16 protein-coding genes and 1 tRNA gene are annotated in these 13,897 nt (G+C 63.1%); 10 read left to right on the top strand and 7 right to left on the bottom strand.

The genetic code is table 11. The features are described from left to right. Positions 1 to 5 precede the first annotated feature (5 nt). Complete coding sequence (locus ACGYLI_RS05655; protein WP_394417926.1) at positions 6 to 410, bottom strand: VOC family protein; 405 nt, start codon at positions 408 to 410, stop codon at positions 6 to 8. A 145-nt stretch (positions 411 to 555) separates the two neighbouring features. On the opposite strand from ACGYLI_RS05655, the gene ACGYLI_RS05650 reads away from it, so the two are divergent. Continuing rightward, positions 556 to 1,140, top strand: coding sequence for an HNH endonuclease (locus tag ACGYLI_RS05650; RefSeq protein WP_067265843.1), 585 nt, complete (start codon positions 556 to 558; stop codon positions 1,138 to 1,140). Between the two features lie 2 nt (positions 1,141 to 1,142). Here the strand turns inward: ACGYLI_RS05650 and xth are convergent, their stop codons facing one another. Continuing rightward, positions 1,143 to 1,925: an exodeoxyribonuclease III gene (gene xth / locus ACGYLI_RS05645; protein WP_271691414.1), complete on the bottom strand. Its 783-nt coding sequence runs from the start codon at positions 1,923 to 1,925 to the stop codon at positions 1,143 to 1,145. Positions 1,926 to 2,335: 410 nt separating this feature from the next. Here xth and ACGYLI_RS05640 point away from each other — a divergent pair, with 410 nt between their 5' ends. Together ACGYLI_RS05640 and ACGYLI_RS05635 are read left to right on the top strand one after the other, a co-directional pair. Then, positions 2,336 to 2,506, top strand: a complete 171-nt coding sequence (locus ACGYLI_RS05640; protein ID WP_394417923.1) for a hypothetical protein — start codon at positions 2,336 to 2,338, stop codon at positions 2,504 to 2,506. A gap of 79 nt (positions 2,507 to 2,585) precedes the next feature. Next, positions 2,586 to 3,644, top strand: a complete 1,059-nt coding sequence (locus tag ACGYLI_RS05635; RefSeq protein WP_394417920.1) for a DUF6902 family protein — start codon at positions 2,586 to 2,588, stop codon at positions 3,642 to 3,644. Between the two features lie 14 nt (positions 3,645 to 3,658). Here the strand turns inward: ACGYLI_RS05635 and ACGYLI_RS05630 are convergent, their stop codons facing one another. Further along, positions 3,659 to 3,982 (bottom strand): iron-sulfur cluster assembly accessory protein, encoded by a 324-nt coding sequence (locus ACGYLI_RS05630; RefSeq protein WP_067265985.1) that lies wholly within the window; start codon positions 3,980 to 3,982, stop codon positions 3,659 to 3,661. A 96-nt stretch (positions 3,983 to 4,078) separates the two neighbouring features. Here ACGYLI_RS05630 and ACGYLI_RS05625 point away from each other — a divergent pair, with 96 nt between their 5' ends. From ACGYLI_RS05625 to scpB, 7 genes are all read left to right on the top strand, one after another. After that, entirely contained in the window at positions 4,079 to 5,236 is a 1,158-nt protein-coding gene (locus tag ACGYLI_RS05625) for a deoxyguanosinetriphosphate triphosphohydrolase (protein ID WP_067265853.1), read from the top strand. Positions 5,237 to 5,284: 48 nt separating this feature from the next. Next, positions 5,285 to 5,905 carry a hypothetical protein gene (locus ACGYLI_RS05620; protein WP_394417917.1) on the top strand — a complete coding sequence of 207 codons (621 nt, stop codon included), beginning with the start codon at positions 5,285 to 5,287 and terminating at the stop codon, positions 5,903 to 5,905. Between the two features lie 106 nt (positions 5,906 to 6,011). After that, positions 6,012 to 7,757: an arginine--tRNA ligase gene (gene argS / locus ACGYLI_RS05615; RefSeq protein ID WP_394417914.1), complete on the top strand. Its 1,746-nt coding sequence runs from the start codon at positions 6,012 to 6,014 to the stop codon at positions 7,755 to 7,757. A gap of 79 nt (positions 7,758 to 7,836) precedes the next feature. Next, positions 7,837 to 8,847: an SPOR domain-containing protein gene (locus ACGYLI_RS05610; protein WP_394417911.1), complete on the top strand. Its 1,011-nt coding sequence runs from the start codon at positions 7,837 to 7,839 to the stop codon at positions 8,845 to 8,847. Continuing rightward, positions 8,847 to 9,854, top strand: coding sequence for a beta-N-acetylhexosaminidase (nagZ, locus tag ACGYLI_RS05605; protein WP_394417908.1), 1,008 nt, complete (start codon positions 8,847 to 8,849; stop codon positions 9,852 to 9,854). The genes ACGYLI_RS05610 and nagZ overlap by 1 nt, the downstream gene beginning before the upstream one ends. After that, on the top strand, positions 9,847 to 10,641 hold the full coding sequence (locus tag ACGYLI_RS05600) for a ScpA family protein (RefSeq protein WP_209217704.1): 795 nt from the start codon (positions 9,847 to 9,849) through the stop codon (positions 10,639 to 10,641). The genes nagZ and ACGYLI_RS05600 overlap by 8 nt, the downstream gene beginning before the upstream one ends. 3 nt (positions 10,642 to 10,644) lie before the next feature. Further along, positions 10,645 to 11,301 (top strand): SMC-Scp complex subunit ScpB, encoded by a 657-nt coding sequence (gene scpB / locus ACGYLI_RS05595; RefSeq protein ID WP_067265864.1) that lies wholly within the window; start codon positions 10,645 to 10,647, stop codon positions 11,299 to 11,301. 14 nt (positions 11,302 to 11,315) lie between these two features. Here scpB and ACGYLI_RS05590 read toward each other — a convergent pair whose 3' ends face one another. From ACGYLI_RS05590 to ihfA, 4 genes are all read right to left on the bottom strand, one after another. After that, positions 11,316 to 12,392 carry a 2'-deoxycytidine 5'-triphosphate deaminase gene (locus ACGYLI_RS05590; RefSeq protein ID WP_394418294.1) on the bottom strand — a complete coding sequence of 359 codons (1,077 nt, stop codon included), beginning with the start codon at positions 12,390 to 12,392 and terminating at the stop codon, positions 11,316 to 11,318. 79 nt (positions 12,393 to 12,471) lie between these two features. Next, a tRNA-Pro gene (locus tag ACGYLI_RS05585) sits at positions 12,472 to 12,548 on the bottom strand. A gap of 67 nt (positions 12,549 to 12,615) precedes the next feature. Further along, positions 12,616 to 13,533, bottom strand: coding sequence for a MerR family transcriptional regulator (locus ACGYLI_RS05580; protein WP_394417905.1), 918 nt, complete (start codon positions 13,531 to 13,533; stop codon positions 12,616 to 12,618). Between the two features lie 3 nt (positions 13,534 to 13,536). After that, positions 13,537 to 13,839 carry an integration host factor subunit alpha gene (gene ihfA, locus ACGYLI_RS05575; protein WP_067265868.1) on the bottom strand — a complete coding sequence of 101 codons (303 nt, stop codon included), beginning with the start codon at positions 13,837 to 13,839 and terminating at the stop codon, positions 13,537 to 13,539. Between the last annotated feature and the right edge of the window lie 58 nt (positions 13,840 to 13,897).

Here is a 13,897-nt window from a genome sequence, read left to right as displayed (position 1 = left end):
CGAACTCAACCGAATTGCCCGCGGGGGTCGCGCACATAGAGCGAGCGCGCCCCGTTGGGCCAATCAAAACTGGTGTCGATCTCGACCCCGGCGGCCCGCAGCCGCGTCTCCATCGTGGCGATCTCATCGCGTTTCATCGCAAAGCAGACATGCCCCGGGCCGCGCGCGCCATGGGGCGGCACAGGCATTTTCGGATTGCCGGGCGGCTGTGCCGTGGCGGTCGGGTTGAAGACCAGCAAGACCGAAGGGCCGAGCGCGAAGAACATATGCCGACCCGGCACCTCCTGAAACAGTTTCAGTCCCAGAATGTCGCGGTAAAACCCCCGCGCCGCGTCCAGATCATCGGCATAGACGGCGGCTTCGAGCAGGGATTGCGGGGCGGGCGCATCGGGGAGGGGGCTTTTCGACATGCCACAAGGTTAACAAACTCTGCCCATCTGTCACGCCTCTGTCGTAATCTTTGGGCAAAATCGGCGACATCTAGTGGTTCACCTTTGTCTTGCCAGAGAGAAACCGCGAGATATAGTGACTAAAACGGGCAGAGGACGCGACCAGATGGACGGCGATTTCAGGACCGAATTTACCCGCCACCCGGCGGCGCTCAAACACCACCCCGCGCTGGTGCTCAACGCGGATTACCGACCTTTATCCTATTACCCGCTGTCGCTCTGGCCATGGCAAGAGGCGGTAAAGGCCAAATGGCTCGACCGGGTCGAGATCGTCGCCGAATATGACGAGGTGGTGCGCAGCCCCTCTACGGTGATCAGGATCCCCTCGGTTGTCGTTCTCAAAGACTATGTCAAACCTCAAAAGCGCGTGGCCTTCACGCGCTTTAATTTATTTCTGAGGGATGAATTCCGCTGCCAATACTGCGGCGCGAAGGGCGATCTGACCTTTGACCATGTGGTGCCGCGCGCCGCCGGTGGGGTGACAAGCTGGCAAAACGTGGTCGCCGCCTGTAGCCCCTGCAACCTGCGCAAAGGCTCGCGGCCCCTGCACCGCACGGGGCTTGCCCTGCGCAAACCGCCGCGGCAACCCGCCGCCGAAGAGCTGCGCAACATGGGGCGCAAATTCCCGCCCGGCCATCTGCATGAAAGCTGGATGGATTTCCTCTATTGGGATGCCGAACTGGAGGCCTGACCTCAGATATCCAGTTCGACCCAGATGGGCACGTGATCCGACGGCTTGTCGCGCCCGCGCACGTCGCGGTCGATCTGGCAATCGCGCAGCCGGTCGGCCACGGTGGGCGACAATAGGAAGTGGTCGATGCGGATGCCGTTGTTGCGGTTCCACGCACCCGCCTGATAATCCCAGAAGGAGTAATGCCCCGGCCCTTGGGTGCGTGCCCGGAAGGCGTCCGTGAGGCCAAGGTTCACCAGCCGCCGCCACGCGGCGCGGGACTCGGGGCGGAAGAGGGCATCTTCGCGCCAGCTGTCGGGTTTGGCAGCATCCTCGGCCTGCGGGATAATGTTGTAATCCCCCGCCATAAGGAAGGGCGTTTCCTCGGCCAGAAGCGCTTCGGCACGGGCTTGCAGCCGCGCCATCCACGCGAGTTTATAGTCATATTTTGGCCCCGGCGCCGGGTTGCCGTTGGGCAGGTAGAGCCCGCAGACCCGCAGCGCCATATCGTCGCCCACAACCGTTGCTTCGATCCAGCGTGCCTGATCATCGGCATCATCACCCGGCAGGCCGCGGGTCACATCCTCAAGCGGGAGTTTCGACAGGATCGCCACACCGTTAAAGGACTTCTGCCCGTGAGTTTCGACGTTATAGCCGCGCTCTTCGAGCATTTCGCGGGGGAAAGCCTCATCCACCGACTTGATCTCTTGCAGCACGACAACGTCCGGCTGCGCCTCGTCTAGCCAATCGGGAAGGGCCGCCGCGCGGGCCTTGATACCGTTGATGTTGAAACTCGCGATCTTCATATCCGGCCCTCTTTCGACGTCCGACTGCTATCGCGCAATTGGCGTCGCGGAGCAAGGGAAAGGCTTGCGCGCTTAAGGTGATTCTCGGGTCAGATTTCTCGCTATTATAGAAATTCCGCGAGGCGGTTGCCCGTATTGTCTCTATCCTGCCCTGTGGGCGGCATTTCTTTTTCTCCACAGGGCGCAAGAGAAATTGAGAATTAAGGTGAAACTGTGGCGCTACCTTAATGTGGATAAGTGTTTCAGTACAATGCGTTAGCCGAAAAATGCTTGGATCAACACGCTTAACGTGCGTCAGTCGAAGAACTACATCTTTAAATTGCAAAACCCTTTGAAAGGACCTCACGATGACCGCTCTTTTTGCACGCGACTTTGCCCCAGTAACAGCCCCTCAGACATAGGACAATCCAATGGCGCTCGGCGCCGGTGTTGGCCTTTTCACCACCGGCCTCAACCGTGGGGGCGGTGACATGTTGTTGGGCGAAGGGGTCGAGATCTTCACCACTGGGTTACAGCAGGACGGCAGCAGCATCACGCAAGGCGGCGGCGTCGACCTGTTCAACTGGCCTCGCCCCGGCTGAGGTGCTGCCCTTCAGTGGCTGAAGCCCTTTCAAGCGGGCGGCTTTGTCGCCCGCCGTTCCCCCTGTCGGAGGCCATGCGATGACCAATGTTGTTCTGCTCAGATCTGACGAAAGCCAAGACCCGGCCATTCAAAGGGCCCGGCTGATCCAAGCCTTCGCAGAAGGGCGTCGCGCGCAGGGGGATGTTTTTTGGCTGAAGGAAAACGCCGAACTGCTCGGGGCGCTGGCGAGCACGGGGGCCACGCTCGACACCGCGGCGCTTCAGCCGCTCGCGGCCTTCCATCAGGGCTGCCGGAACCTGCTGCGCGATTTTCCTCAGTATTACCGTTTCATCCTGTCGATTTGTCTCGATCTCGAAGACCTCGGTTTGCCTCGGCACTACGGCGCGGCCCTTTGCGCCAAGGTTGCGCGGGCAGGGCTGGAGGGGGCGGAGCTGTCGGATCTGCAACGGGCCGAGGCACGCCGTCTGCTGCGCCGTCGGGGTGTGGGGCCGCGGGTGGAGGACGGGGCGCTCGGTCAACGGTTGCGCGATTTTATCGCCCGCAGTGCCACCTTCGCCATGCCCAATCGCAAGGCGGCCTATGAGTTGACCCATATCGTTTTTTACCTGTCAAACTATGGCCGCCGGCTCCCGGACCTGCCGGAGGCCGCGCTGAAAAGCCTGCATTTCACGGGGCTGCTGGCTTTTCTCGATCAAGATATGGACCTGCTGGCCGAGGTCTGCGCCGCGTTGCGTTTTGCCGGGCAGGCCCCCAGCCCCCTGTGGGAGGATGCCATTGCCGCCAGCCACCGTGTCATGAAGGTCTACGCTGACGAAGGCGTGCCTTTGCAGGACGAATACCACGAATGGCTTGTCACCGGCTGGGCCATGCAGATTGCGGGCCGCTCGATGCGATCCACCGATATCCCAAAAGGCGCATTGCGTTTTCACAAAAGCCGAAAGGGGGCAGGGGCCCTGCGCCCGCTGGCGGCTTGCCTCAACGACATGGGCGCAAACCGCCGGGCCGACTGGGGGCAGATGCGCCCGCATGTGCTGTCGTATCTTTGCCCGGAGAGCCACGCGACCCTGCTGCGCGCCGAACGCGCCGGGCCTTATTTCGACGAATTCTTCGAGGGGTTCGCCCGGGCGCGCGGTTAAACGCGCCCGAAAACTTACATCGAAAAGGACGTGCCGCAGCCGCAGGCCGCCGTCGCATTGGGGTTCTCGATGGTGAAGCGCGCGCCGATCAGCTCTTCGGTGAAATCGATCACGGCGTCGGCCAAAAACGGCAGGGAGACGCTATCGACCACCACCTTCTGACCGCTGCCTTCGAGCACGAGGTCATCTTCGGCGGGCTCGTCCAGCGCGATGTCGTATTGAAAGCCCGAGCAGCCGCCGCCTTCGACAGCGATGCGCAGGGCCTTGCCTTCGTCAGCGGCCCCGATCTCGGCGAGGCGTTCAAAGGCGCGGGGGGTGACTTTGGGGGGCAGGTTCATCTGCGGGCTCCGATGCATCGGTTTTCTTTCGTGTTCCTCTAACATATAGAAAGTACAAGGACAGGTCACAAGGACCGCGAGAGAGGACCAGCCGCGATGCGCGCAGAATTCGCCTCTGATCCGGACACCGCCAAGGGACGGTTGGTGCCGGAAGAGGAAAGCACTTTTCGCTCCTGTTATCAGCGGGACCGGGACCGGATCATTCATGCCTCTGCCTTTCGGCGGCTCAAACATAAGACGCAGGTTTTTGTGGAGCATGAGGGCGACTATTTCCGCACCCGTCTGACCCATTCCATCGAAGTGGCGCAGGTCGCGCGGACTATCGCAGGCGCGCTGCGTCTGAATGGCGAGCTGACCGAGGCGGTGGCACTGGCCCATGATCTGGGCCACACGCCCTTTGGCCACACCGGCGAAGATGCGCTGCACAAGCTGATGGAGCCCTACGGTGGCTTCGATCACAACGCGCAGGCGATCAAGATCGTCACCACGCTGGAGCGGCACTATGCCGAATTCGATGGGCTAAACCTGACGTGGGACACGCTGGAAGGCATCGCGAAACACAACGGGCCGGTGACGGGCGAGGTGCCCCATGCGCTGGCCGATTACAACGCGCGGCACGATCTTGAACTGCACACCCATGCCAGCGCCGAGGCGCAGGTCGCCGCGCTCTCCGATGACATCGCCTATAACAACCACGACCTGCACGACGGTCTGCGCGCAGGGCTGTTTACGGAAAGTGAGATCGCCGAACTGCCCATGGTCGGCCCCGCCTATGCCGAGGTTGACCGGCTCTACCCCGAGACCGACAGCTACCGCCGCCGTCACGAGGCGCTGCGGCGGGTCTTTGGGGTGATGGTCGGCGATGTGATCGAAACCTCGGCCAAACTGCTGAAAGACTCGGGGGCGAAATCCCCTGACGACATCCGCCATCTGGGCCGCCCGGTGATCCGTTTCTCAGACCCCGTCTGGCAAGACCTGCGCGAGATCCGCAAGTTTCTCTTCACCCGCATGTATCGCGCCCCCTCGGTGATGGAGAATCGCGAGAAGGTGACCAAGGTGGTCGAGGACCTGTTCCCGCTGTTCCTGTCCCAGCCCAACCTCTTGCCGCGCCATTGGGCGGCGGCGATCGAGGCGGCAGAGGATGAAACCACGCTGGCGCGGATGGTGTCTGATTACATTGCGGGCATGACCGACCGTTTCGCCTTGCAAGAACACGCGCGTCTCTTCGACAGCGACCTGCGCAGCTTCCGCTAGTCTTCGCGGCATGGTAGTCTTCTTTTGATGATCCATAGGTGAGATGACATGATACAAACCCCCGTTCTGCCGGAAAGTCTGGCCGGTGACGCGACATTCGCGATCCTCTCGGCGGGGCAAGCGCCGGGGCCTGCGGTGGCCAAACGCGCGGCGGATCTGGGGGCGGAAGTCGTGGCGATGGACCGCGATCCCTCGGTGCTGGCGCGGTTGATGAGCCAATCGACAGAACGTGTCGAAGCGCTGGCGCTGGCCGGCGATCTTGTCGCGCGGTTTGAGCCGTTGCACCGCAATTGGGGCGGCACGCCGCTGCATATGGTGCTGAACCTGATGCCGCTCGACCCCGACGATTGCTGCAAAGGCACGGATGCGCAGATCCGCGGGCTTTCAGCCATGATGCGTGCCTTGGGCCGGGGTCTGGTGGCCGGGCAGGGGGCGGTGGTGACTGTTCTTTCGCGGCCAAGCCAACCATTGGCGCTGGCCGGGCATGCCATGATCGGCGGGTTTGAAGCGGCCAATGCCGCGCTCGACAAGGTGTTCGGGCCGCGGGGGCTGCATTTCCACCTCATCACCGTGCCCGAGGGGCAGGCAGAGCTTGCAGCGGAAAGCGCGCTGTTCCTCGGCTCCGAAGCGGGTCGACGGCTCCGATCTGGGCGTTTGGACCTCGGCTGAACGCGCCGCTTCAAACGCCACTCCCCAACTTGTGCCGCGACGGCCCGACGCTTGATTGACTGCACCCCCGCACATGATAAACGGGCGGGGAACAAGGATACCCGACATGAACCTATTTGCCGAAATTCGCCATCTCATCATTGCGACGCTGGAACAGATGGTCGCGCAGGAAGCCCTGCCTGCGACCCTGAACTTTGACCCGATCACCGCTGAGCCGCCGCGTGACGCGGCCCATGGCGACATGGCCACCAATGCCGCGATGGTGCTGGCCAAACCTGGGGGCATGAAGCCGCGCGACATCGCCGAAGCACTGGCCGCGCAGTTGCAAAACGATCCGCGCATCACCTCTGCCGAAGTGGCGGGGCCGGGCTTCATCAACCTGCGTCTGGCACCTTCGGTCTGGCAAAACGTGGCCCGTCAGGTGCTGAACCAAGGCACCGACTTTGGCCGCGCGATCCTTGGCGCCGGTCAGCGGGTGAACGTTGAATATGTCTCGGCCAACCCGACGGGGCCGCTCCATGTGGGCCACACCCGTGGCGCGGTCTTTGGTGATGCGCTGGCGAGCCTGCTGGACTTCGCGGGCTATGACGTGACGCGGGAATACTACATCAACGACGGCGGTGCGCAGGTCGATGTGCTCGCCCGTTCGGTCTATCTGCGCTACCTCGAAGCCAATGGCAAAGAGGTGGCCTTCCCCGATGGCACCTATCCCGGCGACTACCTGATCCCGCTGGGCGAGGCGCTGGCCAAGATGTACGGCGACAAGCTGGTCGATCAGCCGGAAAGCGAATGGCTGGACGATATCCGCGAATTTGCAACCGACGCGATGATGAACCTGATCCGCGACGATCTGGCGGCACTGGGTGTCGAGATGGACGTGTTTTATAGCGAAAAATCGCTCTATGGCACGGGTCAGATCGAAGCGGCCATCGCCTCGCTCGAAGCCAAAGGGTTGATCTACGAAGGCGTGTTGGAGCCGCCGAAGGGTAAGAAGCCCGACGATTGGGAACCGCGCGAACAGACGCTGTTTAAATCCACCGAACATGGCGACGATGTGGATCGTCCGGTCAAGAAGTCCGACGGGTCTTGGACCTATTTCGCCCCCGACATCGCCTATCACTACGACAAGGTTAGCCGCGATTTCGACATGCTGATCGACGTTTTTGGCGCGGACCATGGCGGCTATGTCAAACGGATGAAGGCGGCGGTTTCGGCGCTCAGCGACGGTCATGTGCCGCTCGATATCAAGCTGACGCAGCTGGTGAAGCTTTTCAAGAACGGCGAGCCGTTCAAGATGTCCAAACGGGCAGGGACCTTTGTGACCCTGCGCGATGTGGTCGATCAGGTTGGCCCCGACGTGACGCGCTTTGTCATGCTGACGCGCAAGAACGACGCCATGCTCGACTTCGATTTCGACAAGGTGTTGGAGCAGAGCCGCGAGAATCCCGTATTTTATGTGCAATACGCCCATGCCCGGGTCGCGTCGATCCTGCGCAAAGCCGAAGAGGCGGGGATCGAGGTGGCGGATGCCACGCTGCTGGACGCGGACCTGTCCAAGCTCGACCACGAGGCCGAGATCGGCCTGCTGCGCAAGCTTGCCGAATGGCCCCGTTTGGTCGAGACCGCCGCGCGCAGCAATGAGCCGCACCGGGTGGCCTTCTACCTCTATGAATTGGCCTCCGACTTCCACAGCCTCTACCACTTGGGCCGGTCCGAGGATGGCTTGCGCGCGTTGCAAGAAGGGAACGCGGCCACCTCGCAGGCAAAAATCGCCCTGTCGCGTGCCGTTGCGATTGTAATTGCGGCGGGTCTTGGTATTCTCGGGGTCACACCGGCGCAGGAGATGCGGTAACCGCACCAGCGCGCCGAAAACAGGCAACCCCATGACCAGACCCGCGTGGCGATGTATCACGCCGGGCAAAGAGGCAGAGATGGCAGATTTCACGTCTTCCCCGACGACGGCGGGCTATGCGCCCGATTCCGCGCATAGCTACGCAGTGGGCAGCGCGCCCAAGACCCTGACAACGCTCACCAATATCGCGGGCGCCGTGGTGTCCTTGGCGCTGGTGGCGGGGATCGGTGTTTGGGGCTACAAACTGCTTGTCCGCGACGTGACCGGCATCCCGGTGGTCCGCGCGATAGAAGGCGAGATGCGCGTGCGCCCCGAGGAGCCGGGCGGCGAATTGGCCCGCCATCAGGGGCTTTCGGTGAACGTTGTCGCCGCCGAAGGCAGCGCCGGGCGCCCGGCGGATGAGCTGCGTCTCGCGCCGCGCCAGATCGAATTGCAAGACGAAGACCAGCCCGTCAAAGTGGCAATGGTTGCCGCAAAGACACAAGGTACGGCGACCCCAGCCGTGGCGCGTGAGGATGACGGCGACCTGCTCGACGCCTCCGAAGCGATCCGCTCGGGCAATGTGCAAGACCTCGTGGCGCAACTGACCAATGGCGTGGCACCGCTCACCGGTGAGGAGGCCGCCGCTGGCGATCCTGTCGATGCCGCCGTGGCGATGGCGCTGGCCGATACCTCCGTGCAGCCCAAGGTGGTCAAGGCCGTTTTGAACGCGCCCGGCGTGCGCAACTCCCTGCGTCCGCGCCGCCGTCCGGCGGGCGGTGCCGTGGTGACACCCGCCGCCGTGCAACTAAATCCAGTGGCCGCGGCCACCCAAGAAGTCGATCCCGCATCGCTGCCCGCCGGCACCCGCATGGCCCAGCTTGGCGCCTTTGACAGCCCCGAGGTGGCGCGCGAACAGTGGGACCGTTTGCAGGGCCGTTTCGGTGCCTATCTCGAAGGCAAGAGCCGCGTCGTGCAAAAGGCCACCAGCGGCGGACGGGTCTTCTACCGCCTGCGCGCCATGGGCTTTAACGACATTGCCGACGCGCGCCGCTTCTGCTCGGCCCTCGTGGCTGAAAACGCGGATTGCATCCCGGTGGTGATGCGCTGATGCGCCCCTTCGGCGCCACGATCCTCGACGCGACGGGCCATCGGCTGAGCGTCGAGGAAAAGGCGTTCTTTCGGGACGTGCGGCCCTTTGGCTTTATCCTCTTCGCCCGCAACATCGACAGCCCCGACCAGCTGCGCGCGCTCTGCGAAGAGATGCGCGAGGCGGCGGGGCATGAGGCCGTGATCACCATCGACCAAGAGGGCGGCCGCGTGCAGCGCATGCGCGCCCCCCAATGGCGCGATTGGCTGCCGCCGATGGACCTCGCCGCCCGCGCCGGCGATCAAGCGCGCCAAGCCTTTTACCTGATGTACCGGATCATCGCCCATGAGCTGCACAGCGTCGGGGTCGACAGCAATTGCGCCCCACTGATCGATGTGGCCGGGCCGGACACCCACCGTTTTCTGCGCAACCGCTGCTACGGTGAAACGCCGGGGCAGGTGGCCGAGATTGGCCGCGCCGTGGCGGATGCGCTACTGGCCGGAGGGGTCTTGCCGGTGATGAAGCACATGCCCGGCCATGGCCGCGCGACGCTTGACAGCCACCACGATCTGCCCCGTGTTGCGGCCCGCCGGATCGATCTGGAGGCGGTCGATTTCGCCCCGTTCCGCAGCCTGCGCGACCTGCCGATGGGGATGACCGCACATCTGGTCTATGACGCGCTGGACAATGCCCCGGCGACCCTGTCGCCCGAGGTGATGCGGCTGATCCGCGAAGAGATCGGCTTCGACAACCTCGTGATGACCGACGACATTTCGATGAAAGCGCTGCAAATGACCCCGGCGGAAAGCACCCGCGCCGCCATCGCGGCGGGCTGTGACGTGGCACTTTTCTGCAACGGCCCGCTCGAAGACCGCCGCGCCGTGGCCGAAGCGGCGGGCGAGATGACCCCCGCCGCCCAGACCCGCGCCCTGCGCGCCATGGATGCGCGGCAAACCCCCGATGACGTTGACATCGACGCCCTCAGCGCCCAGCTTGAGACGCTTCTGGGCGGGACATTGCATGGCTGACACGACATTTCAGGAAGACCGGGGCGGGGCTGGCAGCACCGTGGCCGACCGGCTGGCCGCCGAAGCCTTCATCATCGATGTCGAAGGGTATGAAGGGCCGCTTGACCTGCTGCTGTCGCTGAGCCGCACGCAAAAGGTCGATCTGCGCAAGATCTCGGTGCTGCAACTGGCGCGGCAGTATCTGGCCTTTGTCGAACGGGCCAAGGAGTTGCGGCTGGAACTGGCGGCGGATTACCTCGTCATGGCGGCGTGGTTGGCTTTCCTGAAGTCGCGTCTGCTGCTGCCTCCAGACCCGACCGAAGAGGGCCCATCGGGCGAGGAAATGGCCGCGCATCTGGCCTTCCAGCTGGAACGTTTGCAGGCCATGCGCGACGCCGCCGCGCGTCTGATGGCGCGGGATCAGCTTGGCCGGGACTTTTTTGCCCGCGGCCAGACCCAAGAGATCACCAGCGTCAAAAAGGTCACTTATACCGCGACCCTGTTGGACCTGATGCAGGGCTATGCGCGCACCCGCACGCGAGAGGATTTTCGCCCCTTCGTGATGGACCGCGACAAGGTCTTCACCATGGAGGAGGCGCTGGACCGCATGCGCGGGCTGATCGGCTATGCGGGCGATTGGGGCGATCTGAACAGCTACTTGCCCGAAGGTTGGGAAAGCGACCCGGAGCGCCGCCGCTCGGCCACGGCAGCGACCTTTGCCGCCTCTTTGCAACTGGTCAAAGAGGGGCATATGGAGATCCGGCAGAAAGAGATTTTCGCCCCCATCCAACTGCGCAAGAAGGATTGATGCGTGTCGGAAGAGATTGAAACCAAAGAAAAGAAACTGTTCGACGCGCCCTCGCTCGCCGAGCAGGAGCGTATGATCGAAGCCGTGCTTTTCGCCAGTTCCGAGCCGATCACCCTGCGCGAACTCGAAGAGCGTTTGCCGCGCGGCTCAGACGTGGGCGAGGCGATGGCCTTCCTGCGGCACCGGTATCAGGGGCGCGGCGTGCAGGTGATGAAAGTGGGCGATGCCTATGCCTTTCGCACCGCGCCGGACCTTGGTTTCCTGATGCATAAGGAAACGGTCGAGACCCGCAAGCTCAGCCGCGCCGCCATCGAGACTTTGGCGATCATCGCTTATCACCAGCCCGTCACCCGCGCCGAGATCGAAGAGATTCGCGGCGTATCGGTGTCGCGGGGCACGGTGGACCAGTTGCTTGAGATGGAGTGGATCCGTTTTGGCCGCCGCAAGATGACCCCGGGCCGTCCGGTGACCTTTGTCGTCACGCAGGAGTTTCTGGATCACTTCGGTCTGGAAAGCGCGCGGGATCTGCCGGGGCTGAAAGAGCTGCGCTCTGCCGGGTTGTTGGAGAACCGTCCGCCTGCCGGTCTGCTGCCCACCGTCGGCGATGGCGAGGACGAGCCGGAAGCGACCGAAGGGCAGAGCGAGTTGTTCGAGGATTGACCGGCGCCGCGTCTTTACGCGGTGCGGAAATGCTTCGAGAGTTTCAGCCCCTGACCTTGGTAGTTCGACGCGATGTCGGCGCCGTAAAGCTGACTTGGGATCTGCGCCATATGCTCATAGACCAAACGGCCCACGACTTGCCCATGCTCCAGCACGAAGGGGGCCTCGTGACAGCGCACCTCCAACACCCCGCGTGAGCCTGCGCCGCCCGCCTCGGCATGGCCAAAGCCCGGATCGAAGAAGCCCGCGTAATGCACGCGGAACTCTCCGACCATCGCCAAATAGGGTGCCATTTCAGCGGCATAGGCAGGCGGGATCGTCACCGCTTCGCGGCTGACGAGGATGTAGAACGCGCCGGGGTCGAGGATGATTTGACCGTTGGTGCTATGCACCTCTTCCCAATAGGCGGCGGGATCGTAATGGCCAATCTTGTCGAGGTCGATCACCCCGGCATGCGGCTTCGCGCGGTAACCGACGAGGCTGGTGCCGGGCAGCCGTAGATCGACGGAGAAGCCCAAGCCCTCATCGATCACGGCGGTCCCGTCAACGAGCGGTGTCTTATCGTGCAGCGCGCGCAGCGCGTCGTCGTCGAGGGTCGCATCCCCGCTGCCGAAACGAATCTGATTGAGCCGCATCCCGGGCCGCACCAGCACCGAGAAAGAGCGCGGGCAGATCTCGGCGTAGAGCGGGCCAGTGTAGCCCGGCGCAATGCGGTCGAATTCGGTGCCACCATCGGTGATGGTGCGGGTCAGCAGGTCCAGCCGCCCGGTGGAGCTTTTGGCATTCGCCACGGCAGAGACACCCTCGGGCAGCGCCAACTGCTCCATCAGCGGCACCACATAGACGCAACCCTTTTCCAGCACGGCCCCTTCGCTGAGGTCGACGCGGTGCATCTCGAACTCCGCCAAACGATCCGAGACCTTGGCCCCATGCCCGGCAAGGAAAGACGCGCGGACGCGATAGGCGACGCTGCCGAGGCGGAGGTCAAGACTGGCGGGCTGGATCTGGGCAGAGGTGACCGCGGGATCGGCGGCAATGGCGCCGCTTTCGATCATCGCTGCAATCTGCTGGTTGGGGAGCACCCCGTTCATCGCATTGGGCATCGGGCGCGGCCTTCTTAAATGACAAACGCCCGCGCGTTACCGGCGCGGGCGTTTTGTTGTAGTCGGTTGGTCGGGCTAGCAGGACTCGAACCTGCGACCTTCCGTCCCCCAGACGGACGCGCTACCAGGCTGCGCCATAGCCCGACTACGTGGGCTTCATACCCGATCTCGCAGGGGGTGCAAGAGGGAATTGCCAATCTTTTCATCGCGATTAGAAATTTGTTTCCGCGCCGGCTTCTGCGGCCATGCGCGCGCGCAATTCAGCCAGATCCAGCAGCAGACCGGCGACCTGCGGTTGCACGTCGCGGGGCAGGCGATGGACACGCGCACCTACGCTGAGCAGCCCCGGACGGGCGGGAAAATCGGCTTCTGGGGTGAAATCGGGCAGGTCGATGATCGCGGGTTTCGGCCTGTCGTCTTCGGGGTCTTCTGCCTCGGCTTCAGCGGGGGCGGGCGAAACCTCTGCGGTCTCCTCCGGCTCAGCCGCCAGCGGGCGCTTGACGAACTCGGGCAGGCCGGTCTCCGATGCAGGTTCCGGCGCGGGTTCTTCTTCGGGCTCAGCTTCGGACGCAGGGAGTTGCGGCGCGTCGGGCGTGTTGCTGTCAGAGGGTGCCAGCGGATCGGGAGTGGCCCGTGGGTGATCGTCGGCGGGCGGCATGGGCGAGGGGCGCTGAGCTGTCGCAGGGGCGGGCTCTTCTACCTCCGCCGTGTTCTCCTGCCGCGTGTCGACCGTCTCAGCGTTCACCTCATCCCCGCGCGCTTCCGTCTTTGCGCCAAAGTTCAGAACAACACCGGTCTCAGGGCGGATAATGTCGGGCTTCGGCGCAGGGCGCGGCTCAACAAAATCCAACTCATCAAGCGGGGCGGAGAGGGAGGAGACATGGGTCATCCCTTCCTCACGTAGGATCTTCTGAACGCCTTTGATGGTCAGCCCATCGTCATGCAGCAACTTCTTGATCCCACCAAGCAGCAGCATATCGGCGGGGCGGTAATAGCGCCGCCCGCCCGCCCGTTTGATGGGTTTCACTTGGGTGAACTTACTCTCCCAAAACCGCAGAACATGGGCTTGGATACCGAGCCAGTCAGCGACTTCGGAGATGGTGCGAAAAGCGTCCGGCGATTTGACCATGGGTCAGGACTTGTTGCCTTCGGCAACCCGGTCTTTCATCAGATGCGAGGGGCGGAAGGTCAGCACCCGGCGCGGGTTGATCGGAACCTCTTCGCCGGTTTTCGGATTACGGCCCACACGCGCGGTCTTGTCGCGTACCGAAAAAGTGCCGAAAGAGGAAATCTTGACCTGTTCCCCGTCGACCAGAGCGTCGGACATATGCTCAAGCACGGCTTCGACCAGCTGAGCACTCTCATTGCGAGAAAGACCGACCTCACGAAATACAGCTTCGCTTAAATCCATGCGCGTCAATGTCTTGTTCGGCATTATATCCCCCATGCTTTCCAATAGCATATGCTGCTCAGATTTTTAGAGTCAACATCAA

Origin of the sequence: Sulfitobacter sp. 1A13421 (assembly GCF_043557285.1) — a bacterium.
GTDB classification, from domain to species: Bacteria; Pseudomonadota; Alphaproteobacteria; order Rhodobacterales; family Rhodobacteraceae; genus Sulfitobacter; species Sulfitobacter faviae.
Note: the sequence above shows the minus strand (reverse complement) of the source record. Positions and strands in the feature narration are given on the sequence as shown.